Annotated in this window: 27 protein-coding genes and 1 pseudogene; 14 read left to right on the top strand and 14 right to left on the bottom strand. The window is 69.8% G+C overall.

Translation table 11 applies throughout. The features are described 5' to 3' along the window. Nucleotides 1-226 precede the first annotated feature (226 nt). The 4 genes from HJC40_RS14475 to HJC40_RS14460 form a co-directional block, all read right to left on the bottom strand. Nucleotides 227-1,138, bottom strand: coding sequence for a phosphotransferase (locus tag HJC40_RS14475; RefSeq protein ID WP_250001603.1), 912 nt, complete (start codon nt 1,136-1,138; stop codon nt 227-229). Nucleotides 1,139-1,224: 86 nt separating this feature from the next. Next, nucleotides 1,225-1,575: a hypothetical protein gene (locus HJC40_RS14470; protein ID WP_250001602.1), complete on the bottom strand. Its 351-nt coding sequence runs from the start codon at nt 1,573-1,575 to the stop codon at nt 1,225-1,227. Between the two features lie 470 nt (nt 1,576-2,045). After that, nucleotides 2,046-4,043: an ABC transporter permease gene (locus tag HJC40_RS14465; RefSeq protein WP_250001601.1), complete on the bottom strand. Its 1,998-nt coding sequence runs from the start codon at nt 4,041-4,043 to the stop codon at nt 2,046-2,048. Nucleotides 4,044-4,336: 293 nt separating this feature from the next. Further along, on the bottom strand, nt 4,337-5,365 hold the full coding sequence (locus tag HJC40_RS14460) for an ABC transporter ATP-binding protein (RefSeq protein WP_374271796.1): 1,029 nt from the start codon (nt 5,363-5,365) through the stop codon (nt 4,337-4,339). Between the two features lie 79 nt (nt 5,366-5,444). Here HJC40_RS14460 and HJC40_RS14455 point away from each other — a divergent pair, with 79 nt between their 5' ends. Both HJC40_RS14455 and HJC40_RS14450 read left to right on the top strand, forming a co-directional pair. After that, the gene (locus HJC40_RS14455) at nt 5,445-6,368 is read left to right on the top strand and encodes a sensor histidine kinase (protein WP_250001600.1); all 924 of its coding nucleotides are present in this window, start codon (nt 5,445-5,447) and stop codon (nt 6,366-6,368) included. A gap of 14 nt (nt 6,369-6,382) precedes the next feature. Continuing rightward, nucleotides 6,383-7,012: a response regulator transcription factor gene (locus HJC40_RS14450; RefSeq protein ID WP_250001599.1), complete on the top strand. Its 630-nt coding sequence runs from the start codon at nt 6,383-6,385 to the stop codon at nt 7,010-7,012. Between the two features lie 374 nt (nt 7,013-7,386). Here the strand turns inward: HJC40_RS14450 and HJC40_RS14445 are convergent, their stop codons facing one another. From HJC40_RS14445 to HJC40_RS14430, 4 genes and pseudogenes are all read right to left on the bottom strand, one after another. Further along, the gene (locus HJC40_RS14445; protein ID WP_250001598.1) at nt 7,387-7,968 is read right to left on the bottom strand and encodes a Fic family protein; all 582 of its coding nucleotides are present in this window, start codon (nt 7,966-7,968) and stop codon (nt 7,387-7,389) included. Beyond that, complete coding sequence (locus HJC40_RS14440; protein ID WP_250001597.1) at nt 7,965-8,285, bottom strand: antitoxin VbhA family protein; 321 nt, start codon at nt 8,283-8,285, stop codon at nt 7,965-7,967. Before HJC40_RS14440 ends, HJC40_RS14445 begins: the two co-directional genes overlap by 4 nt. Nucleotides 8,286-8,560: 275 nt before the next feature. Then, nucleotides 8,561-9,640, bottom strand: coding sequence for a macro domain-containing protein (locus HJC40_RS14435; protein WP_250001596.1), 1,080 nt, complete (start codon nt 9,638-9,640; stop codon nt 8,561-8,563). Nucleotides 9,641-9,645: 5 nt separating this feature from the next. After that, nucleotides 9,646-10,326: pseudogene (locus HJC40_RS14430) on the bottom strand (DUF4433 domain-containing protein). Between the two features lie 116 nt (nt 10,327-10,442). On the opposite strand from HJC40_RS14430, the gene HJC40_RS14425 reads away from it, so the two are divergent. Together HJC40_RS14425 and HJC40_RS14420 are read left to right on the top strand one after the other, a co-directional pair. After that, nucleotides 10,443-11,009 carry an HhH-GPD-type base excision DNA repair protein gene (locus HJC40_RS14425; RefSeq protein ID WP_250001595.1) on the top strand — a complete coding sequence of 189 codons (567 nt, stop codon included), beginning with the start codon at nt 10,443-10,445 and terminating at the stop codon, nt 11,007-11,009. Between the two features lie 164 nt (nt 11,010-11,173). Then, nucleotides 11,174-11,584, top strand: a complete 411-nt coding sequence (locus tag HJC40_RS14420) for a DUF3099 domain-containing protein (RefSeq protein WP_250001604.1) — start codon at nt 11,174-11,176, stop codon at nt 11,582-11,584. Between the two features lie 61 nt (nt 11,585-11,645). Here HJC40_RS14420 and HJC40_RS14415 read toward each other — a convergent pair whose 3' ends face one another. Then, nucleotides 11,646-12,524, bottom strand: a complete 879-nt coding sequence (locus HJC40_RS14415) for a sugar kinase (RefSeq protein ID WP_250001594.1) — start codon at nt 12,522-12,524, stop codon at nt 11,646-11,648. 25 nt (nt 12,525-12,549) lie between these two features. Further along, nucleotides 12,550-13,500: a pseudouridine-5'-phosphate glycosidase gene (locus HJC40_RS14410; protein WP_250001593.1), complete on the bottom strand. Its 951-nt coding sequence runs from the start codon at nt 13,498-13,500 to the stop codon at nt 12,550-12,552. Nucleotides 13,501-13,673: 173 nt separating this feature from the next. On the opposite strand from HJC40_RS14410, the gene HJC40_RS14405 reads away from it, so the two are divergent. The 5 genes from HJC40_RS14405 to HJC40_RS14385 all read left to right on the top strand — a co-directional run bounded on the left by HJC40_RS14405 (nt 13,674) and on the right by HJC40_RS14385 (nt 17,144). Beyond that, nucleotides 13,674-13,892: a DUF3039 domain-containing protein gene (locus tag HJC40_RS14405; RefSeq protein ID WP_250001592.1), complete on the top strand. Its 219-nt coding sequence runs from the start codon at nt 13,674-13,676 to the stop codon at nt 13,890-13,892. 25 nt (nt 13,893-13,917) lie between these two features. Beyond that, nucleotides 13,918-14,532: a TRIC cation channel family protein gene (locus tag HJC40_RS14400; protein ID WP_250001591.1), complete on the top strand. Its 615-nt coding sequence runs from the start codon at nt 13,918-13,920 to the stop codon at nt 14,530-14,532. An 89-nt stretch (nt 14,533-14,621) separates the two neighbouring features. Further along, nucleotides 14,622-16,346 (top strand): DEAD/DEAH box helicase, encoded by a 1,725-nt coding sequence (locus HJC40_RS14395; RefSeq protein WP_250001590.1) that lies wholly within the window; start codon nt 14,622-14,624, stop codon nt 16,344-16,346. 58 nt (nt 16,347-16,404) lie between these two features. Continuing rightward, a complete protein-coding gene (locus HJC40_RS14390; RefSeq protein ID WP_250001589.1) occupies nt 16,405-16,896 on the top strand; it encodes a hypothetical protein in 492 nt (163 codons plus the stop codon). After that, complete coding sequence (locus HJC40_RS14385; RefSeq protein WP_250001588.1) at nt 16,896-17,144, top strand: helix-turn-helix transcriptional regulator; 249 nt, start codon at nt 16,896-16,898, stop codon at nt 17,142-17,144. Before HJC40_RS14390 ends, HJC40_RS14385 begins: the two co-directional genes overlap by 1 nt. A 206-nt stretch (nt 17,145-17,350) precedes the next feature. Here HJC40_RS14385 and HJC40_RS14380 read toward each other — a convergent pair whose 3' ends face one another. Together HJC40_RS14380 and HJC40_RS14375 are read right to left on the bottom strand one after the other, a co-directional pair. After that, the gene (locus tag HJC40_RS14380; protein ID WP_250001587.1) at nt 17,351-17,590 is read right to left on the bottom strand and encodes a hypothetical protein; all 240 of its coding nucleotides are present in this window, start codon (nt 17,588-17,590) and stop codon (nt 17,351-17,353) included. 245 nt (nt 17,591-17,835) lie between these two features. Then, a complete protein-coding gene (locus HJC40_RS14375; RefSeq protein WP_308200898.1) occupies nt 17,836-19,392 on the bottom strand; it encodes an RNA polymerase sigma factor in 1,557 nt (518 codons plus the stop codon). A 252-nt stretch (nt 19,393-19,644) separates the two neighbouring features. Here HJC40_RS14375 and HJC40_RS14370 point away from each other — a divergent pair, with 252 nt between their 5' ends. Continuing rightward, a complete protein-coding gene (locus HJC40_RS14370) occupies nt 19,645-20,481 on the top strand; it encodes an inositol monophosphatase family protein (protein WP_250001585.1) in 837 nt (278 codons plus the stop codon). Between the two features lie 17 nt (nt 20,482-20,498). On the opposite strand, the gene HJC40_RS14365 is transcribed toward HJC40_RS14370, so the two are convergent. After that, nucleotides 20,499-21,038 carry a LytR C-terminal domain-containing protein gene (locus HJC40_RS14365; protein WP_250001584.1) on the bottom strand — a complete coding sequence of 180 codons (540 nt, stop codon included), beginning with the start codon at nt 21,036-21,038 and terminating at the stop codon, nt 20,499-20,501. A gap of 366 nt (nt 21,039-21,404) precedes the next feature. On the opposite strand from HJC40_RS14365, the gene HJC40_RS14360 reads away from it, so the two are divergent. Both HJC40_RS14360 and HJC40_RS14355 read left to right on the top strand, forming a co-directional pair. Further along, nucleotides 21,405-21,701: a DUF4193 domain-containing protein gene (locus HJC40_RS14360; protein WP_127506680.1), complete on the top strand. Its 297-nt coding sequence runs from the start codon at nt 21,405-21,407 to the stop codon at nt 21,699-21,701. Between the two features lie 136 nt (nt 21,702-21,837). After that, a complete protein-coding gene (locus HJC40_RS14355; RefSeq protein ID WP_250001583.1) occupies nt 21,838-22,665 on the top strand; it encodes a hypothetical protein in 828 nt (275 codons plus the stop codon). A gap of 7 nt (nt 22,666-22,672) precedes the next feature. Here the strand turns inward: HJC40_RS14355 and HJC40_RS14350 are convergent, their stop codons facing one another. Beyond that, nucleotides 22,673-23,158 (bottom strand): DUF3093 domain-containing protein, encoded by a 486-nt coding sequence (locus HJC40_RS14350; protein WP_250001582.1) that lies wholly within the window; start codon nt 23,156-23,158, stop codon nt 22,673-22,675. 100 nt (nt 23,159-23,258) lie between these two features. Between HJC40_RS14350 and dut the strand changes: the two genes are divergently transcribed. Both dut and HJC40_RS14340 read left to right on the top strand, forming a co-directional pair. After that, on the top strand, nt 23,259-23,726 hold the full coding sequence (gene dut / locus HJC40_RS14345; protein ID WP_250001581.1) for a dUTP diphosphatase: 468 nt from the start codon (nt 23,259-23,261) through the stop codon (nt 23,724-23,726). 18 nt (nt 23,727-23,744) lie between these two features. After that, the gene (locus HJC40_RS14340) at nt 23,745-24,416 is read left to right on the top strand and encodes a DUF3710 domain-containing protein (protein WP_250001580.1); all 672 of its coding nucleotides are present in this window, start codon (nt 23,745-23,747) and stop codon (nt 24,414-24,416) included. Nucleotides 24,417-24,546: the final 130 nt, after the last annotated feature.

The following is a 24,546-nucleotide window of genomic DNA, read 5'->3' as shown; positions in this document are numbered from 1 at the left end:
GCCCAGCCCAGCCCAGCCCAGCCCAGCCCAGCCCAGCCCAGCCCAGCCCAGCCCAGCCCAGCCCAGCCCAGCCCAGCCCAGCCCAGCCCAGCCCAGCCCAGCCCAGCCCAGCCCAGCCCAGCCCAGCCCAGCCCAGCCCGGCCCAGTCATGTTGTCCGATTGGTCGGGTCACGCTGTCGGCTCAGTGGCGGGCGTAGCCGCGTCCGTCAGCGGCCTGACGCCGCCGTCAAGGGGGCGGGAGACCTCGCACCCGGGCGGCCGCCGCAGGAAGGTCGGCAAGTTCCTCAGGGGACATGGTCCACTGGCCGGCCCGGAAGGCGACGACCTCGTCCAGCCTGGCGATCGGATCTCCCGGCATCAGCTCGAGCAGGCGATCGAGAAGGATCCCGGCGTCCGCGCCGACCTCATGGGCGATCGACCCGATCGCGACCTGAGCCAGGATCAACGCGGTGAGCGCAGTATCGAAGTCGGGGTCGCCGTCGCCCGCATTGCGCCAGTCGATCACCATCGGCCCGCGGTCGGTCAGCAGGATGTTGTCCGGGTGCAGGTCGAGGTGCACGATCGAGCCGGTCCCACCGCGCCCCGGCAACGCATGCAGCCGGCGCAACAGATCCGCCATGATCGAAGCCGCCTCGTCGGGCGCGAGTTTCCCGTCCAGATACGCCGCGGCCATGGTCTGACCGACCAGCCGTTCCATCACCAGATCAGGCCCGTCCGCCCGGTAGATCCGCGGCACCGGATAACCGAGGCTGGCTGCGTAGGTCATCACCTCGACCTCCTGCCGAGCATCACCGCCGTCCCGGTAGCGCCGCAGGACGGTCCCATCACTCAACGCGAAGACGTCCGCCTCCCGCCCGGACGCGAACGGCTCGCCCAGTGCTTCGCCGCCCAGCCATCGACCAGCGCTCGGTTCACCGAGCGCATCCTGCGTTTCTGGTGCGGAAAGCTCCGGATCAGGCGCGTCGTGCGCTCCACGCTCTGCTTCCAGTCGACGCCGACCGGCGGGTGGTTCGGCTGATCGGTCCGGCGCTCTTTGCCCGGACGCCTGCGGATCGCCGACGTTTTTCCCGCCGCGCGAAGCTGCCACCCGCGGCGACCGACCCACCCAGGAGGAGTCAGCCAGCCCATCTCTGGTCATGCCGGTGACGGTAACGCAGTCGGCGGCGGTCCTCAGACCGCCGCCGAAGCGCTATGAATTGCCATGTCGACCGCGCCCAAGCGAGGTCAGTCGATCGCGTTGCTGCTGGCGTCGCTCGTGTAGCTGTCGACCGGCGTGTCCATGGCGCCGGTGGTGGCGTCGCCGGTCGTAGTGTTCGCAACGCCCGGGCCCGACCGCGGCCGCGTGCGGAAACTGTTCGGCCCCGCGTTGCCACCGGTCGTGGTCATGATGCCCTGCTCCGGGTGCGGCCCGCCGTCCTGCAACTGGTCGGTGTCGGTGCCTGCGGCGAGCGTGCTGGACAGCCCCTCGTCGTCGTCACCCTTCTCGGGCCGATAGGTGCTCGGCTCGTCGAAAGCGCCGGGACCGTAGTCGCCCCCCGCGATCTCCCGCGCGATGTCTTCCTGCGAGTCACTCATCTCGTTTTCCTTCCGACAGATCGGACCAAAAGTGCCCCACTGGCCAGCCGGTAAACCGCAAGGTGACCTGCGGCATGACCACGCCCTGCCGTTCCCCACGCCGGGGGCGAGCCAAGTTTCCGGCTCGGTCGGGCTGCAGCCAGCCCACCCCGTCCTTCGCCGCGTTGCGACCGCCCCCCGCCCCGCGTCTGGCCAGGTCGCCCACTTCTACCCTTCGTCGCGCGTCCGCCCTTAGCTTGCCTAGTCTCCACAGCGCCCCCGCCCGCCACCCGTGCTCGCGCAGCCTGCCAGCGGGTCGGGTGCTCGGCGCGACTTAGTGCGATGCGGGCGGCCCTGGTCGGCGTCGACTGCATGGCGTTGACAGCGGATGTCGGGCTGGACGCTTCTGGAGCTCGCGAATCGGAGCTGTGGCCCGGCGCGTGGTGCTGAGCCTGATCGAAGTCGGTGGGGGTGCTCGATGCGGGCAACGGTCATGCGCGCTCCCGCAGCGCGCCGGCACCGGCCAGATGGGCTCGAGCGGGAAGCGTGGCGGCTGTGACAGCGAGAATGAAGCAGGTGCCCACTGCGGCCGTCAGCACGGGCCACGGCACGGTGAGCGAGACGGATGTGCCGGTCTGGGCTCGGAACCCTGCCGCCGCACCGTAGAGCGCGAGGACCGCGGCCGCCGCTCCGAGAACAGAACCGATCACCACCACGAGGGCGGATTCGCCGGCTACAGCCAGTATCACCTGCCGCCGGGTCGCCCCGGCGAGTCGGAGCAGCCGATAGTCGTTCGCCCGCCGGGCAGTCGCCATGGCAAGTGTGTTCGCGACCGCGAGGGCGCCGTACCCCACCGAGATGCCGATCAGCAGCAGCGTGAAGACCCACACCTGGTGATCCTCTTCGGCGTCGGCTTCCCGCGCGTAGGTCGCGATGTCGGCCACCCGAGCACCGAGCGGAGGGTTCTCGGACGCGCCGGGAGTCAGGGGCAGCATCGGCACCAGAGCGGACGGATCGTGGCTGCGGACAGTCGCGCGGGACAGCGTCACTCCGTCCGTGCCGGAGCGCTCTGGCCGCACGGCCGACACTCGCAGCATGACGTGTGCGCCGTCGGCCAACGTCGCAGCAACGGCGCCACCCTGAGCCACGCCGAGGGCGCGAGCACGGGACTCGCTGAGAATCACGCTGTCGCCAGCCGGCCCGGACGGCGACCCGGCGGCTGTCACCACCGTGTCGTTCACGTAGACGCTGGTGCTGAGGTCGCCCGTCGGTGCGGCCGCATCTGTCAGGCCGGGCGTGCCCGCGGGCAGGAGGATCTGGTGAGTTCCGGTGGCCGCCGCTCGGCGATCGGCATACGCCTTCTCCGCGGTCTGCACGTTGCCTGCGATGAACACCGAGAATGCCACCGTGAGCAGGACCGGTGCGGCAGTGGAGGCAGTTCGTCGTGAACCGGCCAAGGCGCTCTCGCGGATCACCGTGCCCAGTGCTCCGCCGGCCGACCCCAGGATCAACCGCACCACGAGTGGCACCACAGCCGGCGCGAGCACGGTCGCCGAGATCATGAGCGCCATCGCTCCGGCCAAGGCGTAGGCGCCGAGTGCCGAAAGGTCGTCGGTCATCACCGTAGCCGCTCCCGCGACAAGACCACCGACGGCAAAGGCAAGTCCCACGGCCCACCGGCCGCGGGTCATGGGCCGGGTCTCGACCTCCGCCCGGCGCAACGCCTCAAGCGGGCGAACTCGTGCGGCTCGGCGTGCGGCCAGCAATCCACCGGCCAGGGCGACCAGAGGGCCGATGGCGATACCGGCCAGAACAGGCCAGAACCGGACGCCCACCCGGAACGACTCGGGTTGGAACCCCGCGTCGACCAGCACGCCGCCGATCATCGGCGCGAACAGCAGACCGAGAACAGCGCCACTCGTCCCACCCCACAGCCCGACCGTGGCTGCCTCACGCAGCACGGTCAACCGGACCTGACGTGGTGTAGCGCCGACCGCGCGAAGCAGACCGATCTCGCGTCGCCGTTGATTGACCGAGAGAGCGAACGTCGAGGCGATCACGAAGGCGGATGAGAACACCGATAGGGCGGTCATCGCGATCAGCACCTGCCGGCCTATCCATCGGTCTCGAGCGTCGGCTCGTGGCTCCAGGCGTCCCATCCCGTCACCGATCAGGACAGTCGCACCGCTCGCGGCGGCCCGCACGCGGTCGAGTCGGGGATTACCGGTGAGCCCGATGACGCGCACCCCGGGAGCGAGACGAGCGGCCTCAGAATCGGCGACATAGAGCCTCGCGGCGTCGATCAACCCGGTGACTGTCCACGGTGCAGGGCCGGTGGCGGTCATCACGGTCACCGTGCCGCCCACCGGAACATCGAGGTCCACGCCGAGCACGACCTCGCGTGCGCCTGTCGCCGGGCGTCCGGACACCAGCCGGTCGGGCGCCAGTGCCGCGCTCGCCCAGCCGTGCCCCTGCTGGATGTCGGCCACCGGGCGGCCGGCCACCACCGGCTGGGCGTAGAAGCGGCGGTCGGCGACAGCCGCCTGCACGCCGGGGACCGCCGCGAGCCGGGTCACCAGCTCGGCCGCCTCGCCGGCTGACCAGGGCCGGGACTCGGGAAACGGATCGGCCGGCGTGGTGACCTCGGGGCTGTGCAAGGCGACGGACACCGCGTCGAAGCGGTCGGGACGATGTGGCACAGCCGAAGCCAGCAGCGTCAGAGTCAGCGTGACCACGGCCGCTCCGACGAGCACGGCGATCAAGGAGCCCAAGCGGTCGCGTCTCAGCATGTCGCCTCCGCCTTGGCCATCCGGGTGGCGATGATCTCGGCCCGGGCCCCGTCGAGACGATCGGCCAGGCGTCCGTCGGTCAGCAGAAGCACCGAGTCGGCCCAAGCCGCGGCCACCGGATCGTGGGTCACCATGACGATCGTCTGGCCGTGCTCGGTGGCCAAGCCTCGGAGGAGCGCGAGGACCTGGCGGGACGTCTGGTTGTCGAGCGCGCCGGTCGGCTCGTCGGCGAAGATCACGGCGGGCCGGGTGACCATCGCGCGGGCGATCGCGACGCGCTGCTGCTGGCCCCCGGAGAGCTCGACGGGCCGATGCCGGGCGCGGTCGGCCAGGCCGACCGCGGCGAGCGCGGCGGCCACCCCGCCAGGCGTGATTTGTTGCCGGGCCAGGCGGAGCGGCAGGGCGACATTCTGCGCCGCGGTCAGCGACGAGATGAGATTGAAAGCCTGGAAGACGAATCCGATCCGCTGCCGGCGAAGCAGCGTCAGGCCGGTCTCGTCGAGATCCGTGAGGTGGACGCCATCGATCGTCACCTGGCCGGCGGTCGGGCGGTCGAGGCCTGCCGCGCAATGCAGCAGGGTGGACTTGCCCGAACCGGACGGACCCATCACGGCGGTGAAGCTGCCGGCGGGAAGGTCGATCGAGACCCCGTCGAGCGCGGTCACCCGGCTCGGACCGGCGCCGTAATCCATCCGGAGATCCCGGAGCGAAACCATCGGTGTCGTCATGGCGTCGAGCTTCGCGGGCGGTGGACCGGATGTCGTCAAACCTGGGTTCCGGCTGGGCCGAGCAGAATATCGAACCCTGGGTTGACGCCAAGGATCATCCCGGCTCGCTAACGTCGCCGTCGTGAATGCCGCAACGCCTTCCTTCCTCCTGCGGAGGTTGAGCCCCACCCAGCTGATCGCCGTCGACGGACTGCTGGCCGCGGCCGCCGCGCTTATCTGCTGGTATGCGGCGACCGAGACGCCGATCAGTCCGCAACCCGGCTGGTCGGAGCCTGGCTGGGCGTCCTTCCTCATCGGTCTGGCCATCGGGCTGCCCGTGGCCGTCCGTCGACTGTGGCCGACCGCCGGCGCGGTCGCGGTCCTCATCGCCGTCGTGGGTGCCGTCGCCACCGGTGCGATCCCGTATTACGCCGGCCCGGCGCCGATCTTCCCCCTGGGTCTCGTTCTCTATACGGTGGGCCTCCAGATCGGACGCCGCCGCTCAGTGTCGATCGTCGTCGCAGCCGCAGTGGGTGTTGCGGCGGTCTTCGGAGCGACTTCGCACGATCTGATGGGCACAGCCCTGGTGACGTGGGTTGCCGGCGCCTGCTGGGCGACCGGGCGGGTGGTCAGGGAGCGCCGCGCCCATGCGACGTCGCGGGCCGAGCAGGCCACCACCCTGGCGGTGGAGCAGGAGCGGCTGCGTATCGCCCGCGAACTGCACGACATCGTCGCGCACAGCATGAGCATGATCGCCGTCAAGGCGACTGTCGCCGACCACGTGGGTGACGAGCACCCCGAGGAAATGCGGAAGGCGTTGCGGGTCATCGCCACCACCAGCCGCGAGACCCTCGGCGAGATCCGACGGGCGCTCGGCGTGATCCGGGCAGAAGCCGCGATGCGGCCGATGCCCACGCTTGCCGACCTCACCGGACTGGTCGAGGCGGCACGATCGACGGGGCTGGCGGTCGAGCTCGACACCCGGTCGGAGACGACTGCTCCGGCGGAGGAGCTGCCGGACGACGTGGCCCTCTCTGTTTATCGCGTCGTCCAGGAGGCTTTGACCAATGTCGTCCGGCATTCGAGCGCCGCGCACTGTCGGATCGAGATCGTCACAGGCATCGGCCTGGTGGAAGTGCAGGTCGTCGACGACGGTGTGTCACACCGCCGGGACGAGACCACTGTTCCGCGAGCAGCGGCTGGGCAGGGACTGATCGGCATGAGGGAACGAGCGGCTCAGTTCGGTGGTGAGCTCGACGCCGGTCCGCGGCCGGACGGCGGGTGGGCGGTGGCGGCGACCATGCGGTATGCGCAGTGACCGACATCCGCGTCGTGGTGGCCGACGATCAGGTGCTGGTGCGGGGCAGCTTCCGGCTGTTGATCGACCATACGCCCGGCCTCGTGTGCGTCGGGGAGGCCGGCACCGGGCGTGAGGCGGTCGAGGTGGTTCGCCGTGAACGCCCGGATGTGGTGCTGATGGACATCCGGATGCCCGACATGGACGGCATCGAGGCGACGCGGGAGATCTGCCAGGGCGTCCCTCGCGTCGAGACGCGGGTGCTCGTGCTGACGACTTTCGACCTGCGTGAATATGTGCTCGGAGCGCTCCGGGCCGGTGCGCACGGATTCCTCATGAAGGAGGCGCTGCCCGCGGAGTTGATCGAAGGAATTCGGCAGGTCGCGGCCGGCGGCCGGTTGCTGGCGCCGACCGCTCAAGGCCAGTTGATCGACGCGTACGTCGAGATGCCGGAGCGTCAGGTGACGCCGCTGCCCCACATCACCGGCCGGGAACGCGAGGTGCTGATCCTGGTGGCGCGCGGTCGCTCGAACGACCAGATCGCCGCCGACCTGAGCGTCAGCATCTCCACCGTCAAGACCCACATCAACCGACTGCTGGCGAAGTTCGACGGACGCGACCGCTCCCACCTGGTCATAGCCGCCTACGAGGGCGGTTTACGCTGACCACGCCTCACCCGCGGCCATCGATCAAGCCGCCGAGCCATGCGGAGTCAGCGCCAGGCGCCGCGGGGCGTGGAGGCGAATCGCGGCAAATGAGCTACGCGCTGTGCAGGCGGCCGGTCCGTGGTTCAGGCCAGTCCAGCAACACAGCAGGTCCCATCTCCAGCGGAGGCGGCGGCAGGTTGCGGCTTGGGTATGGGCGGCGGTACGCGCGACTTTTGCGGGGATGGTGGCAAGTGCGGCTTTCGCGCAGGTAGCGGCAAGTATGGCTCTCCCCGCGAAGGCGGCAGGTGTGCGTTTTCGCGCGGCTAGTGGCAGGTGTGGGTCGGGACTGGGCAGTCAGCGGATGCCGATTGACGTGGGGGACTGGCTGCCGGCTACAGGGGGCGGACGATGCTTTCAAACATGACTGTCAGCGGGTAGGGGTCGCCTTGCAGGGCGGCGGCCGAGGCGTCGTCGTTCTCCGAGGGGCGCATGTCACTCCAGGCGATGCGCCAGCCCGCGTCATGGGCCAACTGGCCGAAGAAAGCCCGCTGCGTCCGACCGTTGCCCTCGCGGAAGGGATGGATGGCGTTGACCTCGCCGTAATGGTGGGCGAGGCGGGCCACGAAGGCGTTCCTGGTCAGGCCTGCGAGCAGGCCCTCATCGGTGAGACCGGCGAACACCTCGGCGGAGCTCGACTCGATGTAGGGCCATCGGCAGAACACGTCGCGCGAATTGCGGGCGATGTTGACTGTTCGCAGGCGACCGGCCCAGTCGTAGACGGTGCCGAAGATCTGGCGGTTGAATCCTCGTAGATGGTCGAGGTCGTAGGCGCCGGGCAGCGGATGGACCGACAGCCGCAGCATCGCGGCCAGGCTCAGGTCGGCCTGAGCCTGGCTGAGCGCGGCCGCTGAGGTGATACCGAGCTTGTTGACCAGGACGCCGCGGGCATCGACGTACGGGTCTTCGTCGATCACGTGGCGCGGTGGTAGGCCAGCAACATCGCTTCCATCTGTCCCGCGGTGATGCGACCTTGAGCGAACAGGTCGGCCAACTCGGCCGCCACCGGCGACGGCTCCAACCCCTCGGCCCGCAGCGAACCGACCGCGTCGTCGACCGCATGCTCCCGCCGCCCGCGGAGCTCGTCGTACACCTGCACCGGCATGAGCACACCGACCGCCTTGCGGTGGGCGCCGAGGAACACGGAATCGGCTGAGCCCCGGCTGAAGTTGGCGAGGAGATCGGGCAGCTGCTTCCGGGCTTCTGCTACGCCGAGCACGTCCTGACGGGTCATACCGCAATGGTACAAGAAGATGTACAACTTTGACCGTGGCGTATGCGCTGCGCCAGCCCGCTCACTCAGCAGCAGCTCGGCCCTCCGAACCGTTCGTCAGGAGGACCTTTTAAAGCGGGAGATCGGGCGGAAAGACGGCCATTGCGGAAGATATCGCTGCCGATCGCGCCGCCGAAGCCCATGACGTTCTCAGCCGCCATTCGCTGGCGCCGACGCTCGGAATGGTTCTGAACCAGCAGTTAGTTCGGAGCTAGGACAATCGAGTCGTCCAGACGTCAACTGACTGTGATCGACGTCGGCAGAAGTCGCACCTCAGCCAGTCGTTGAGCCGCCAGAGCGACGTGCCTGGGCGTGAACATGCGAGCCTTACGGAGACTCCACGACGCGACTCGTTCCGCCAGTACTCGCGGATCGGCCGTCTCAGGGCTGTGCGTCGACGCGAAGTGAACTGTTGCGAGTAACTCGAGGCTGTACGGAGTTTCGAAGCCCTCGACCAAGCGAAGAAGTGCGTGCAGCCGCTCCTGATCGTCGCCGTGGCGGCTTAGCACCTTGTCAGCGGCTTCAGCGCTCTCGGGAAGAGGATTGATCGGTACGAACTCGGTCACCCGAGCTGACCTGTCGCCCAGGCCGGTGAGGTGGTGCCCTTCCATCGCGTCCAGCGTCTGTCCCAGCGCCGGAGCATACGGTCCGTAAGTCCCACGTACGAAGTCAAGCCTGAGCGATGCCCCGAGAGTTTGCAGGAAATAGGCGAGCTTCTGAACTTCAAGCTCGCTGATGCCATTACGAACTTCTTGGAGCCGCGCACGTTCGAGGTATCGGCTGATGGCAGCAACCAGCAGGGCCCGCGGCCGCGTCAACGGGGGCTGCGGCGTCGCATTGGGCATCGCTTGCGGGGACGGCGCACCCGTCGGCGCGAAAATAACGGCCCGTACGTCCGGCATATGAGCGCATGCCTGTTCGATCAACGGGCGGACCTGATCCCACGAGAGGCCACCATTGCCGCAGCCCAGAGCCGGTATGGCTATGGATTTGATGCCGAACTCGTCAACTGTCCTGACAAGTGACTCCAAGCCGGCGGACACGTCCTCCAGCCGCGAGGGGCTTCTCCAGTGCTGCTTGGTCGGGAAGTTGAGCACAAATCGTCGTGGCCCTAGAACACCGGTGTCGAAGGCCCAGACGTGGCCGAGTCGCACGTCACCGCGTTTGCAGGCGGCCTGGTACGCGCGGAAGTTTGCGGGGAACGCTCGCTTGAACTGCAGCGCGATCCCCTTGCCCATGACCCCGACGGTGTTGACAGTGTTGACGAGCGCCTCAACGTCGGACGTCAGAAGGTTGCCAGTGCCAGGTTCGATCATGTTCCTCACCTCCGCTCATAGCCGTAGTACCAGCCCGGTCTGACAATAATTCGCTGGCCCAGCGCATGATCCATGAGAAGTTTACCGACTTGAGACGCGAGTTCGTTGCTCTGCACGGCCACCCACCGGATGACGGTCAACGGCAACTCGCCGTAGACGAGGAACTCGGCCTGCCGCCTTCGCTGACGGTCCAGATCGTCTGGTGTGCTGTTCCAGCGTTCAGCCGACATGAGCGGCCAGTCGACCATCCGAGCCATGTCTTGCAGGTCCGCGGTGAACTCGGTCGTTGCCGTCGCAGCGTTGCCGTCTGTCGCGACCCAGGTCGAGCTGGCGTCGATCACTGCGCCAACGGACGTAACGAGGTAGATGAGTGGTTTGTCGCCGCCGGATTAGCGGTCGGGGATGCTGTCGCGGCGGTCGCACGCGATGCGATACATCATCGGGGACCGGGGCGCGAAGTAGAACGGGACGTAGTCGCCGACACGACCCCTGGGCTCGATGGGAATGACGCGCCGCCGCCTCGACTCCTTGATGTCCGGATCTCCGACCTCAGTCCGCGTCATCCCCTCTCGAGCCACCGAGTCGCAGCGCAGGAAGCCTGCCGCTCGGATGGCCTTGAGGTTGTTGACATGGGTGAAGTGGTAGATCCACTGGTCGCCGACCGCTGGAACAGCTGACTGCGCCATGCTGTAGCTGTCTCCGTCCCGGCGGCCTGGGTCCGCTGCGGAACGAGGATGTCATCTATCGCCAACGGGATGAAGCCGACGTGTCCGATGACCGTCGCCAGGAAGGACAGACCAGGATGGCTATGTCGCTGCCGATCGCCGCCGAAGCCAATGACCTTCTCAGCCGCGATCCGTTGGCGCTGACGCTCGGAATGGTGCTGGACCAGCAGATTCCGTTGGAGAAGGCGTTCAGCTCACCGTTCGTGCTGGCGCAGCGGCTCGGGCACGCGCCGACCGCGACGGAGCTGGCCGCGTTCGACCTTGAGGCGCTCATCGCCATCTTTGCGGAGGCGCCGGCGTTGCACCGGTTCCCCAAGGCGATGGCGTCGCGGGTCCAGGAGGTCTGCCGGGTGCTGGTCGACCGGTACGACGGTGATGCCGCCAACCTCTGGGCCGGTGTGGAGGACGGCGATGAGCTGATCAAGCGGGTGGCGTCGCTGCCCGGGTTCGGCAAGCAGAAGTCGCAGATCTTCGTGGCGCTGCTCGGTAAGCAGTACGGCGTGCAGCCGGCCGGCTGGCGGGAGGCGGCCGGGGGCTACGGCGAGCAGGGTTCGTACAAGTCGGTGGCCGACATCGTCGACGAGCAGTCGCTGGGCAAGGTGCGCGCGTACAAGAAGGAAATGAAGGCCGCCGCGAAGGCTTGATGATCAGAGCAACCCGTACGCCGTCCGTTGCTCGCGGATCTCGGCGGCCGGGGGAGTGGCGGGCCGCCGGTGGGGAAATCGATCTGATCGGTGCCTTGACCGGCAGGCAGTGGGCGTATGGACCGGAACGGTGTAACGATGGGCTGTCGATCGGAGACACCATCGTGAAGAAGCAGCCGGACCGAGCGGTTCTCATCACCAACGCCGCTCGTAGTCAGGACGATCAGTTCCGCAGCCGGCAGATCCGCTATGTGACGATGATGAGCATCCGCGCCGCCTGTCTCATCCTGGGTGCCGTGCTGATCAGCGTCCGACCACCTTTCCTGGGCGTTTGGCTGATTTTGTGCGCAGCCGGCATGGTGTTCCTGCCGTGGGCGGCCGTGCTGATCGCCAACGACCGTCCGCCCAAGAGCAAGGCCGAACGGGCCGCCGACGCGCTGGCCCGCGAACCCAAACCGCAGACCTCGCTGCCCCGGCACTCGGCCGAGGCCACCGAATATCTGACCATCGACCTGGAACCCACCGGGACCGGCGAGAGCTGGGTCCCCGCCGACCCGCGCGACCGCGACCGATAACAACTGGTCGGAGGGCGCCGAGCTGCTACCTGGCCACACTGTGAGCAGCCGTCAGGGCTGCTCAGTGTGGCCGGGCGCCGATGGAGGCGACGGCTTCGGCACCGAGCCGGGCGCCTGCCCGCAAGGCCCGCCCCGCGTCCTCGCCGGCGCACCAAGCGGCCAGCAGCCCCGCTGCGAACGCGTCCCCCGCGCCGGTCGGGTCCTTCATGACGACGCGGTCGGGCGCCACCGAGAACTCTCTGCCATCCCCGGCGACCCACGTCGCGCCGGCGGCGCCCTGCTTGACGACCGCGTTACCGACGTGCCGGGTCAGGCGCCGGGCCTGATCGGCGGGCAGCCCAGGGCCGGCTAGTACGTCGGCCTCGTCCGCGTTGCAAAGGAGCAGGTCGCAACCGCGTACCCAGCTCAGGAAGGCCTCAGCTCCCACCGACCGTAAGGGGGCCGCGGAGGCCGCGTCGACGCTGGTCGTCCACCCCCGCTCGGCAGCGGCCGTGAGCGCCGCGAGGCCGGCCGGCCTCGAACCGTCGTGCAGCAACGGGTAGCCCGAGAGGTGCAGGTGGCCCGCCTGCGTCGTGGCGATCGCGGCGCGTACGTCGGCCGGGTCGAGCTGCAGCGCCGCGCCCCGGTCGGTGATCATCGTGCGTTCGTCGGGGCCGGCCAGCACGATGACGCTGCCGGTGGCCGCACCCGCATGGACGCGCACCGCGCAGCGCACACCGGCCGCCGTCAGCTCGGCCACGCGCTCGCGGCCGGCCGGGTCGTCGCCGACCGCGGCCACGAGCGTGACCTGGTGACCGGTGTGGGCTAGCCAGGCTGCCGTGTTGGCCGCCTGGCCGCCGCCGCCCATGGTGATCGCGGCCGCCGTGTCCGAGCCGAGCTCGATCGGCCCGCCGTGCGCCACCAGGACGTCGGTGACCAGGTCGCCGACGACGAGGATCACGCCGTGGTCCCCGGCCCGGTGGTCGTCATGCCGGGACGCTGAAGCCGAGCGGGGCGTTCGCGTCCGTGGCGGTCGCGACGGCGATCCGGGCGGCGAGCTCGGCGTTGCGCAGGATGATGCGTACGTTGACCTGGAGGCTCTTGCCCTGGGTGCTGTCGTGGAAGTGGCTCAGCAGGAACGGGGTGACCGCCTTGCCGGTGATGCCGCCCCGCGCGAGCAGCGAGAGCCCCTCGGCCAGGGTGTGGTCGTGCAGGGCCGGGTCGAGTTGCTCGTCGGCGGGCATCGGGTTGGCCAGGATCAGCGCGCCGGCGCCCACGTTGTGGTCGGACCGGGCCCGGATCACGTCGGCCACCTGCTCGGGGGAGTCGAGCTGCCAGTCGACGTCGAAGCCGCCGTCGGTGATGAAGAAGCCGGGGAAGCGGGTGGTGCGATAGCCGGCGACGGACACGCCGAGGGTCTCGAGCCGCTCCAGCGTGGCGCCCACGTCGAGGATCGATTTCACGCCGGCGCAGACCACCACGATCGGCGTGCGGGCGAGCGTGGTGAGGTCGGCCGACTCGTCGAAGGTGACGTTCGCCTCGCGGTGCACGCCGCCCAGACCGCCGGTGGCGAACACCCCGATGCCTGCCGAGGCCGCCACCGCGCTCGTCGCGGCGACGGTGGTGGCGCCGTCGGCCCGCCGGGCGGCGGCCACGGCGAGATCGCGGACCGAGAGCTTCGCCACCCCCTGCGCCAGCGCCAGGTGCTCGATCTGGGCGTCGTCGAGGCCGACGATCAGCTCGCCGCCGATCATGCCGATCGTGGCCGGCACGGCGCCCTGCTCCCGGACGGTCTGCTCGATCTGCCGGGCCACCCGCAGGTTGTCCGGGTGCGGCAGGCCATGCGAGATGATCGTGCTCTCGAGCGCGACCACCGGCTGGTTGTCCCGGCGGGCGCGGGTCACGTGCTCGCCGTATCGAATCGCGAAGTCAGTCACGACAGCTACCGTACGGTGCCTGATCGTTGCCCGGCCAAAGACGGCAGAGCTGGTCGTTGGACCGGCCCGCTCCGAGGTGTCAGACTTGCGGGTTGGAGCTTTCGTCAGCTGCCGCAGGCCGGGGGGACCGGCGGTTCGACGATCCTGACCACGTGAACCGAAGGGCAGATGTCGTGAGCACGGAGATTCTGGAGCGTCCCGAGACCAAGGACGCCGATACCGGGCCGGAGATGTTCCACTACGTGCGGAAAGAGAAGATCGCCGAGAGCGCGGTCATGGGCACGTACGTGATCGCGCTGTGCGGCGAGAAGTTCCCGGTGACCAAGTCGCCCAAGCCGGGCTCGCCGGTCTGCCCGCAGTGCAAGGAGATCTACGAAGCGATGCAGCGCTGATCTCTCGTTCTTCTTGGGGTGTCCGGTGAGTACTGGTGACGGGCTCCTCGTCGCTGACCTGGTCGGCGTCGCGGTCTTCGCGGCCTCGGGCGCCTCGGCGGGCATCGCGAAGCGGCTCGACCTCTTCGGGCTGGCCTTCGTCGGTTTCGTCGCGGCGCTCGGCGGTGGCATCCTGCGCGATCTGGTGATCGGAGCGGTGCCGCCGCTGGCCTTCGCCGACTGGCGCTACGCGATCACCGCGGTCGTCGCCTCGGTCGCCGTGTTCTGGTTGCATCCCCGGCTGAGCCGGTGGCGCCGGCCGGTACTGCTGCTCGACGCAGCCGGTCTCGGCCTGTTCACTGTCACCGGCACGGTCAAGGCGCTCGACGCCGGTGTGCCTGCGGTCGGCGCCTGCCTGATCGGCATGCTCACGGCGATCGGCGGTGGTCTCGCACGCGATCTGCTCACCGGTGAGATTCCGGTGGTCCTCCAGCGTGACATCTATGCCGTTGCGGCCCTCGGCGGCGCGATTCTTGTCACGATCTTGCGCGGCGCGGACCTCGCCGACCCGATCACGATGGCCGTATCGGCGCTGCTCATCACCGGGGTACGGCTGGTGGCGCTGTACCGCCGGTGGTCCGCTCCGGTAGCTGCGCCGTAACCCGCGTCCGGCCGCCCGCGCGGCTATGCTGGACGCCGCCTTCGGTCCCTTGCCGGAGGTGTTTTTCTTGAGGGAAGGATCGTCGCAGCTTGAGCCCGCCACTGCCGGATCTGGACACCTTCCCGCCTCTTCGTGACTGGCAGCGCAAGGCCCTGGTGGGGTATCTGCGCCGTCGTAGCGACGACTACATGGCGGTGGCGACCCCCGGAGCCGGCAAGACCACCTTCGCCCTGCGGATCGCCGCCGAACTGCTCGCCGACGGCAGCGTCGAGGCGGTCACCGTGGTCTGCCCCACCGAGCACCTCAAGGTGCAGTGGGCGGCGGCCGCGGGCCGGGTCGGCATCCAGCTCGACCACTCCTTCCGCAACTCCGACATCCACTCGTCGCGCGACTTCCACGGCGCGGTGCTCACCTATGCCCAGGTCGGCATGGCGCCCGCGGTGCACCGGCGGCGCACGATGACCCGTCCGACGCTGGTGATCCTCGACGAGATCCATCACGCCGGTGACTCGCGCAGCTGGGGTGACGGCGTCAAAGCCGCTTTCGAGCCCGCCGTACGCCGGTTGATGCTCACGGGCACGCCGTTCCGCTCCGACGAGAACCCGATCCCCTTCGTCAACTACGAGCGCGGCGACGACGGGTTGCAGCGGTCGCGGGCCGACTCGGTCTACGGATACTCCGAGGCGCTGCGCGACGGCGTCGTGCGGCCGGTGCTCTTCATGGCGTACTCCGGGGAGACGCGCTGGCGGACGAACGCCGGTGACGAGCTGGCCGCCCGGCTGGGCGAGCCGATGACCAAGGACCTGATCGCCCAGGCCTGGCGGACGGCGCTCGACCACCGCGGCGACTGGATGCCCCAGGTGCTGCGGGCGGCCGACGCCCGGCTCACCAAGCTGCGCGAGCACGGCATCACCGACGCCGGCGGGCTGATCATCGCCAGCGACCAGCAGACGGCTCGGGCGTACGCGAAGCTCATCGGCGAGATCAGCGGGCAGCCGGCCACGGTGGTGCTCTCCGACGACGAGGGCGCCTCGAAGCGCATCGCGACCTTCGCCGCCTCGGCGGAGCGCTGGATGGTGGCCGTGCGGATGGTGTCGGAGGGCGTGGACATCCCGCGGCTGGCCGTCGGTGTCTATGCCACCAGCGCCTCGACCCCGCTCTATTTCGCGCAGGCCATCGGCCGCTTCGTCCGGGCCCGGCGCAAGGGCGAGACCGCGACGGTCTTCCTGCCCAGCGTGCCGCACCTGCTCGGGCTGGCCAGCGAGATGGAGGCGCAGCGCGACCACGTGCTGGGCCTGCCCAAGCAGAAGGATGGCCTGGACGACGACCTGCTGGAGCGGGCTCAGCGGGAGGAGAACGCGGAGGGCGAGCTCGAGAAGCAGTTCGAGGCCCTGTCCGCGACCGCGGAGCTCGACCAGGTCATCTATGACGGCACGTCGTTCGGCATGGGGGCGCTGACCGGGACGCCCGAGGAGGAGGAATATCTCGGGCTGCCGGGGCTGCTCACGGCCGATCAGGTGTCCGTGCTGCTGAACAAGCGGCAGGCCGACCAGCTGGCCGCCAAGAAGCGGCAGAAGGCGGCTGAGCCGGCCGCTCCGGCCCAGCGCGAGGCCCCGGCGCCGATGACCGCGGGGGAGCGTCGCAACAGCCTCAGGCGGCAGCTGAACACGTTGGTCGCGGCGCACCACCACCGGACGAACCTGCCGCACGGCAAGATCCACGCCGAGCTGCGCCGCCTCTGCGGCGGGCCGCCCAGCGCGCAGGCGACGATCGAGCAGCTCGAGGAACGGATCGCGACCATCCAGACCATGTAAAGCGTTCTTGACGTTAAGTCCTCTTGACGTCAAGAGGACTTAACGCGATGATGGACGCATGACGACGACATTTCTCGACCGGGTCGTTCGATGGAATCTTCACGTCGACGACGACTGGTATGGCGACGAACGCGAGCGCTACCGGTGGTATGAGGGCATCGCCACCGCCGCTTCGATGCAGTGGATCGCGGTCCCGTGGGCGGCGGCGATCATGGTCTGGCCCCTGGGTCGTCCGTCCGTGGTGCCGCTCGCGGTCGTGCTGGTGGCCATGATGCTCCCGATGTGGGTCTGCATGCTCTACGTGCGCCGCCGCCGGGTCGAGACGCTTCCCCGCTCGTGGAACGCCAAGCGCGTGTTCTGGGGTGTGGTCGGCGGCATTCCCTACGCGGTCTTCCTGGTCGGTGCGCTCTACGCCTTCGATCCGGGCGGGGCGACGTGGAAGGGTGCGGCCGTGGGGGGAGTGTTCGGCGGCGTGATCGGCCTGGTGGTCCAGGTCGTCCAGAGCCGGCGTCTGCGCCGCGCCGAGGCCCTCGCCGTGGACGAGGACTGATGGCGCCACCCGCGGGCCCGGTGCGCGCCCCGGAGGCCGGAGGGGGAGCGGGAGTCCGCATCCGGGCCGCCCGCAAGGAAGCCGGGTTGACCCAGCAGGGGCTGTCAAGCGCCGTGGAGGTCAGCCGCCAGACGATCATCGCGATGGAGACGGGCGACTACGCGCCTTCGGTCTACCTGGCGCTGAAGGTCGCCAAGGCCCTCCACGCCACCGTGGAGCAACTCTGGGACACCGACCCCCCACCGTGACGTCCCGCGCCGTCAGCGTCGCTCACAGGGGCGCCGGCGGGCATGCGAGGGCGTCGCTCACAGGGGCGGGGGGCGGGCATGCGGCGGCGTCGCTCACGGGGGCGGCGGCGGGCATGCGGGCGGCGGCATGCGGCGGCGGGCATGGAAAAGGGGCGCCCCACACCGTGGGCGCCCCTTTGGCAAGTCTGAGTCGGGGGAAATAGGGACTAGTTGGAGCTGGGCATCATGTCGGCGCCGCGCCAGGTGAACTCCGGGTCGGCGGTGAACTGCACTGCGATCTTCACCAGGTCCTCGGCGTACCGGTTGGCGTGGTGTCCACAGAAAACCAGCTCACTTCCACCAGCCAGGGTCAAACGGAGCTTTCCGGCTGCATTGCAGCGGTCGCACCGTTCATCGGCTGCGGTGCCGGCCACACTTCCCGCCGGCGGCGTGAGAGTCGGGGTCATCGCCTTCCTCCTCTGTTCGAACCGATGAACACGTTCCTCGGCTACTGCTCACCATCGTGCAACACCCTGCACCGTTGCGGCCTTCCCACTGTGCCCCGGGGGGACCGAGGTCACACGTGCTGGGCTCTAAGTGTGCCGTGATCCAAGGGTGCCACGTCAACGATCACTTCTGCACAACGGTCTGATCACCACCCGATGATGTACGGGTGGTGACCATTCGGACACGTATTGTTGACCGAACGCCCCTAGTCCAGGTAGTCGCGCAGAACCTGGGAACGGGACGGGTGCCGCAATTTCGACATCGTCTTGGACTCGATCTGGCGGATGCGCTCACGGGTCACCCCGTACACCTGACCGATCTCGTCCAGCGTGCGCGGCTGACCGTCGGTCAGGCCGAACCGCAGCCGCACCACGCCCGCCTCACGCTCGGACAACGTCTGCAACACCTGCTGAAGCTGGTCCTGCAGGAGTGAGAACGATACCGCGTCGACCGCGACGACCGCCTCGGAGTCCTCGATGAAGTCACCCAGCTGGCTGTCACCCTCGTCGCCGATCGTCTGGTCCAGCGAGATGGGCTCACGCGCGTACTGCTGGATCTCCAGCACCTTTTCCGGCGTGATGTCCATTTCCTTGGCCAGCTCCTCGGGAGTGGGCTCGCGGCCCAGGTCCTGGAGCAGCTCACGCTGTATGCGGCCGAGCTTGTTGATGACCTCCACCATGTGCACCGGGATGCGGATGGTGCGGGCCTGGTCGGCCATGGCGCGGGTGATGGCCTGGCGGATCCACCAGGTGGCGTACGTGGAGAACTTGTAGCCCTTGGTGTAGTCGAATTTCTCGACCGCGCGGATGAGGCCCAGGTTGCCTTCCTGGATCAGGTCGAGGAAGGCCATGCCGCGGCCCGTGTAGCGCTTGGCCAGCGACACGACCAGACGCAGGTTGGCCTCGAGCAGGTGGTTCTTGGCCCGCTCGCCGTCCCGGCCGATCCAGCGCAGGTCGCGCTCCATGTTGCGCTCGAGCTTCTCCTCGCCCTCGTCGCAGGCGCGCAGGCGCTCGGCGGCGTACAGGCCGGCCTCGATCCGCTTGGCCAGCTCGACCTCCTGCTCGGCGTTGAGCAGCGGGACCTTGCCGATCTGCTTGAGGTAGGCGCGGACGGAGTCGGCCGACGCGGTGAGCTCGGCGTCGCGACGCGCCTGCTTGAGCGCCTCGGACTCCTCGTCGTCCCACTCGAAGTCGCCGTCGGTGGCCGAGCTGGCGGCGTCGGTCGCGGCGGCCACGACCATGGCGGCCGGCTCCTCGACGACGACATCCTCGATCTCGGCGGCGAGCTCCTCGGGATCGATCTCCTCGCCGTCGGCGGGAGCCTCCTCGCCGGGCTTGCCGGCCTTGGCGGGACCCGCGGCCTTCTTGGCGGGAGCGGCCTTGCGGACGGCCGCCTTCTTCGCCGGGCCGGTCGCGGCGGACGCCTCGTCGCCGGACTCGGGCGCGGCGGCGGCCTGCTTGGGAGCCGGCGCCGCCTTGCGGGCGGGCGCGGCCTTGGCCGTGGTGGCCTTGGAGGCCGGGGTCGCAGCCCGGGCGGCGGCGACCTTGCGGCGGGTGCTCGCCGAGCCGTCGACGACCACGGTGACGCCCGCGTCGACGAGCCCGCGCAGGATCTTCTTGGCCTGAGCCGGGTTCACCTCGGCGGACTCGAGCGTGTGCGCGACCTCGGCCGACGTGAGCTGCCCGCCCGCACCCTGTGCATGCGCGATCAGGGCCTCGGTGAGAGAGCGAACGTCGGCACCGTTCTGGTGGGCTTCTGTCACGAAAGACCTTCCGGAGGCGAGGATTGGCACGGCCATGAGCCCAGCGCAGCGCACGGCGAGGAGGCTGGCCGGTGTTGGTGTGGGGACCCCCGGAACGCGGACGATCGGTGCTTGTGGTGTCCGCGAAGCAGTGGGCAGGGGTGAATTGTAGCGCCGTCGGGCGAGATCCTCCCGTCGCAGCACGCCGCGGGGGCCGCCGACCTCGTCGATGACGGCCGGCGAGAGAATGCTAACGGCGGAAAGGGCGTACACGTGAGTGAGTTTTCGGCGGCTTCCACCCCATCGACACCCGGCGCCTTGCTAGGGCTGGCGGTCCGGGTCGCGCGCGACGCGGCGGCCACCGCGCGCCGCATGCGGGCCGAGGCGATCGGCGATGTCCAGACCAAGAGCACGGCCACCGATGTTGTCACGGCGGCCGACAAGGCGGTCGAGCGGCAGGTGATCGAGGCGTTGCGCGAGGCCCGGCCGGGCGACGGGGTGCTCGGCGAGGAGTACGGGACGTCCCCGGGAGCCGATCCGGCCGCGGGCGCGGTGCGCTGGATCCTCGACCCCATCGACGGCACCGTGAACTACCTCTACGGCCTGCCGCAGTACGCGGTCTCGCTGGCCGCCGAGCTCGACGGCGAGGTGATCGCCGGCGTGGTGGTGAACGCGGCGACCGGCGACGAGTGGACGGCCACCCGGGGCGGCGGCGCCTGGCGCGGGGACCGGCGGCTGCGGGGCTCGGCGCCGGCCGGGCTGGGGCAGGCGCTGATCGGCACCGGGTTCGGCTACGACGCCCGGCGGCGTGCTCACCAGGGCGGGGTGCTGGCTGGGTTGATCACTCAGGTGCGCGACATCCGGCGCTTCGGCGCGGCGGCGCTCGACCTGTGCGCGGTCGCCGAGGGCACGCTGGACGGCTACTACGAGAAGGGCCTGAACCCGTGGGACTGGGCCGCCGGCGGTCTGGTCGCCACCGAGGCCGGGATCGTGGTCTCCGGCCTCGGCGGGGCTGCGCCGGGGCTCGACATGGTCGTGGCCGCCCCGCCGGTCATCCACGGGCCGTTGCACGACGCCCTGACGGCTCTGGACGCCGCGGGCGGGCCGTGACCCGGCCCCGGAAGACCTCAGCTGTCCTTGTCGGCGGGCTTGAGGCAGGCGCCCGGCGGCACCGTGGGCTCGCCGACCTCGACCAGCGACTGGTTGACCTCGGTGGTGGTGGCGAGCTGGCGGAACTGGTTGCCGATGACGATCTCGATGACCCCGCCCTTGCGCTTGGCGCTGTAGGTCATCTTGGACTGGGCCAGGAAGTACGCCCGCAGGAGCTGCGCCTTGCCGACGGTGTCCGGGCCGTACCGGATCTCGGCGACGCCCTTGAGCCTGGACTTGTTCTCGGCCGGCTTCTGGGTGGTGAAGCGCCGGTTCTTGAACTCGCTCGTGACGCTCTCGGCCAGGCCGGGGGTGTCGGTGCCGTTGAAGACCTTGACGGTCACCTCGGCCGGGTCGTCGGGCAGCTGCACGTCGGCCATCGGGGCACCGGCGGGGCAGCCCTCGCCGACGGTGGTGCCGCCCTGACTGTCCCGCACCAGCGCGACGATGACGAACACCACCGCGGCCACGGCGAGCACGCCGACGACGACGAGCGCTCGTACGCGCGCAAAGCTCATGGGGTTGGCTCCAGGGATTCTGAGGTGAGGGCAGCCGTGGTCCCGCGCCCACCGGGGAAGGGCAGGACCTTTCGAGAGGTTAACGTCTGTGCGCCAGGCACGCGGAAACAGGGATTGCTTCCGGCGCGTTGACAGTGATCCAGACGCTGCTACCCCTACTTTGATGTCGCCTCGGTCACATCGGGAACAATGGGCCGTCCGTGCGCGTACATCACCGCTGCGACAGCGGTAGTGTTCCCCGCTCACCGGGGGTGTCTCACGTGTCAGGGGCAGTGTCGGAAATCGTCCGGCGGAACCGGGAACCGAAACAACGTCGCCGGCGTTACTAACGCCAAGTGACACATCGATACAGGAGAGTGAAGACCGATGGCCACCGACTACGACGCTCCGCGTCGCGATGAGGTCGACCTCGGCGAGGACAGCCTCGAGGAACTCAAGGCCCGCCGAGCCGACTCCCAGTCGGGTGCAGTGGACGTCGACGAGGTCGAGGTGGCGGAAAGCTTCGAGCTGCCCGGCGCCGACCTGGCCGACGAGGAACTCACCGTCAAGGTACTGCCGATGCAGTCCGACGAGTTCCGCTGTGCTCGCTGTTTCCTTGTTCACCACCGCAGCCAGCTGGCTGCGGAGCGGAACGGGGAGTTGATCTGCCGCGAGTGTGCCTGACCGGCCACTCGGGCAGTACGCACCACCCGGCCGCGGTTCGCGGTCGGGCGTGAGGCCGTTGCCGGGTTTGACCCGGGGTCGATACCGGGCATCACCATGAAGGCATGAGCCCGCGACCGACGACGGGAGGACGACGATGAGCGGACCGGACAACACCGCCGAGACGAACGATTCGCGGGCCCTGGAGCAGACGACTGCGCCGACAGACAGCAGCCAGGAGCTCACCGCGGTCGACGACCAGCTCGGCCGGACTGTCGCCGCCCTCACCGCCGACGACCTGGAACCGGCCGGCCGCAGGCAGCTCCTCGGCCGGCTCGTGAACGACATCCGCCGCCGTGGGATGGGCCAGATGTTCAAGCCCAGAGCCGCGATGCGGTGGATGAGCGACGTCGTCGCCGACGTCGCCCCCCACGTCCCGGTCCGGGACGTGGCCACGCTGCGGCGGCATTTTCCCGGCCTCAGCGACGACGACCTGGCCGACCGCCTGATCCGCAACGCCGCGCGGTCGACGGCCGGCGTCGGCGCGGCCGGGGGTGGCGTCGCCTCGATCGAGTGGGTCGCCCCGCCGACCCTGCTCACCGCCCCCATCCTGCTCGCGGCCGAGACGGTCGGGGTGGTGGCCATCGAGCTCAAGCTGATCGGCGAGCTGCACGAGGTCTACGGGCAGCCGATCCGGGGCGGGCTCGGCCAGCGGGCCGCTCAACTGGTCCAGGCCTGGTCGCAGCAGCGCGGGGTCAACCCGCTGGTGCCCGGCGTGGGGGTGGCCACGGTGCTCGGCACGGCCGCCCGCAAGGAGCTGCAGAGCACGCTGCTGAAGCGGTTCGGGCGCAACCTCACGACGCTGGGCCCGCTGCTGACGGGCGCGGCGGTGGCCGGCTACCTGAACCGCCGGGCCACCAAGAGCGTCGGCGAGCACGTCATGAAGGACCTGCGCAAGAGCCGCCGGAACGTGATCGACGGCTGAGCGAACCCTACGGGCGGGAGCGGGCGGCCAGCAGGGCCGTCGCCAGCTCCACCGGGCGCCGGGTGCTGACGATCCAGTACGGCGTCGGGTCGGCGGGGTCGTCGAGCAGCACCTGAACGGCCGGGCCGACCCAGGGGCGCTGGACCACGAAGGCCAGCGGGTGAGCGCCCACGCCCAGCGCCTCGCGCTTCCCCTCGGTGTCGAGCGCGACGACGTCCTTGATGAACTCGACCGGCAGCCGGGCGTCGTCGACCTGGAACTCGCCGTCGGCCACGGCCACCCGGATGCGGCTGGTCCAGATCATGCCGGCGACGGCGAGCGGCGTGAGCACGGCGAACGGCACCCAGCCGGGCAGGCCGGGGAAGCCGAGCAGCAGCTCGACGGCCAGGATCGCCACGACCAGCAGCATGACCGGCCAGATCCACCAGGTCAGGTGCAGCCGCTCGGTGTAGGCGGGCGCTGCCGTGCTGCGCGCGGGAGACTCCGGTGTCACCCTGGAAGGGTACGGCGCGCCTCCGCGACCGGGCACGGCAGGATGGCAGGGTGGGTGCCGCCCGCAGCCGTACCCGTCGCTCCAGTGAGGAATGTTCGCCTTGGCCGACGTCGTGATCCCGATCCGCCTGCTCGACCCCGATCTGCCCGCGCCGGCCTACGCCCATCCGGGTGACGCGGGCGCCGACCTGGTCGCCGCCGAGGAGGCCGAGCTGGCTCCGGGGCACCGGGTCGCGGTGCGTACGGGTATCGCGGTGGCGATCCCCGAGGGCTACGTCGGACTGGTGCATCCACGCTCCGGTCTCGCCGCACGCCTGGGCGTGACCGTGCTCAACGCGCCGGGTACGGTCGACGCGGGTTATCGGGGCGAGATTCTGGTGATCCTGGTGAACCACGACCCGGTGAACACCGTCAAGATCTCTCGCGGCGACCGCATCGCCCAGCTGGTCGTCCAGCGGGTCGAGCGGGCGTCGTTCCAGGTGGTCGACGAGCTCGGCGACACTGCCCGCGGCGCCGGTGGCCACGGGTCGACGGGCGGGCACAGTGCGCTGCCCGCGCAGCAGGCATGAGATGGAAGGTCAGTAGAGATGTTCTCCCGTAAGCGCGGTGGCCCCAAACACGTGCGCGCGACCGACGCGCCGCCCTCCGAGGCGCTGAAGCAGAGCCTGGCCGCCGGCGACGAGCCCCCGCGGCCCGACCGCGGGCCCTGGGACGCGAGCCACGCCCCGGACGACGTGCAGCTGCTCGATCTGGGCAGCCTGCGGATCCCGGCGGTCGACGGCGTCGAGGTGCGGGTGCAGGCCAACCCCGAGGGCGCGGTCGAGCAGATCGTGCTGGTCGACGGCGAGAGCGCGCTCCAGCTCGGGGTCTTCGCGGCCCCGCGCTCCGAGGGGATCTGGGACGAGGTGCGCACCGAGATCGCCGAGGCCATGACGGCCGACGGCGTGGCCCCCCGCGAGGTCGAGGGCCCGTACGGCATCGAGCTGACCGCCCGGGTGAACACCCCGGAGGGCCCGGCCGACGTGCGGTTCGTCGGCGTGGACGGGCCGCGCTGGATGGTCCGTGCGCTCTACCAGGGGGCGGCCGCGGCCGACCCGGCGCGCGAGGGCCGGCTCGGCGAGGTGCTTTCCGGGCTCGTGGTCGTCCGGGACGACGAGGCCCGCCCGGTGCGTGAGGCGCTGCCGCTGCAGCTGCCCAAGGAGATGACCGAGCAGGCGCAGGCCGAGGCCGATCAGACCAACGGCAGCGCGCCGGTCTAGAAGCAACGCCGTTCAGTTAGGGCTGGGTGGTTGGTGTCAAGGCCAGGATGTTGATCTCTATCGTGGCTTGGTAGGTGGCGCGGTCGATGTTCGGGCCGCGGGCGTTGTATTTGCTGATGGCGCGTTTGAC

This window comes from Actinoplanes sp. M2I2, from assembly GCF_023544445.1.
Classification (GTDB): domain Bacteria; phylum Actinomycetota; class Actinomycetes; order Mycobacteriales; family Micromonosporaceae; genus Actinoplanes.
The sequence above is the reverse complement of the archived record's forward strand: the minus strand, read 5'-3'. Positions and strand labels throughout refer to the sequence as shown.

Bases quoted from the DNA above. Each gene is read 5' to 3' on its own strand.
- HJC40_RS14385 (WP_250001588.1), top strand. From the start codon at position 16,896: ATGGCGCCACCCGCGGGCCCGGTGCGCGCCCCGGAGGCCGGAGGGGGA.
- HJC40_RS14425 (WP_250001595.1), top strand. From the start codon at position 10,443: ATGGCTATGTCGCTGCCGATCGCCGCCGAAGCCAATGACCTTCTCAGC.
- HJC40_RS14440 (WP_250001597.1), bottom strand. From the start codon at position 8,285: ATGACCCGTCAGGACGTGCTCGGCGTAGCAGAAGCCCGGAAGCAGCTG.
- HJC40_RS14460 (WP_374271796.1), bottom strand. From the start codon at position 5,365: ATGAGGAAGGACGCCCAGCCAGGCTCCGACCAGCCGGGTTGCGGACTG.
- HJC40_RS14365 (WP_250001584.1), bottom strand. From the start codon at position 21,038: ATGAGCTTTGCGCGCGTACGAGCGCTCGTCGTCGTCGGCGTGCTCGCC.
- HJC40_RS14355 (WP_250001583.1), top strand. From the start codon at position 21,838: ATGAGCGGACCGGACAACACCGCCGAGACGAACGATTCGCGGGCCCTG.
- HJC40_RS14380 (WP_250001587.1), bottom strand. From the start codon at position 17,590: ATGACCCCGACTCTCACGCCGCCGGCGGGAAGTGTGGCCGGCACCGCA.
- HJC40_RS14470 (WP_250001602.1), bottom strand. From the start codon at position 1,575: ATGAGTGACTCGCAGGAAGACATCGCGCGGGAGATCGCGGGGGGCGAC.
- HJC40_RS14360 (WP_127506680.1), top strand. From the start codon at position 21,405: ATGGCCACCGACTACGACGCTCCGCGTCGCGATGAGGTCGACCTCGGC.
- HJC40_RS14340 (WP_250001580.1), top strand. From the start codon at position 23,745: ATGTTCTCCCGTAAGCGCGGTGGCCCCAAACACGTGCGCGCGACCGAC.
- HJC40_RS14435 (WP_250001596.1), bottom strand. From the start codon at position 9,640: ATGATCGAACCTGGCACTGGCAACCTTCTGACGTCCGACGTTGAGGCG.
- HJC40_RS14475 (WP_250001603.1), bottom strand. From the start codon at position 1,138: ATGACCAGAGATGGGCTGGCTGACTCCTCCTGGGTGGGTCGGTCGCCG.
- HJC40_RS14390 (WP_250001589.1), top strand. From the start codon at position 16,405: ATGACGACGACATTTCTCGACCGGGTCGTTCGATGGAATCTTCACGTC.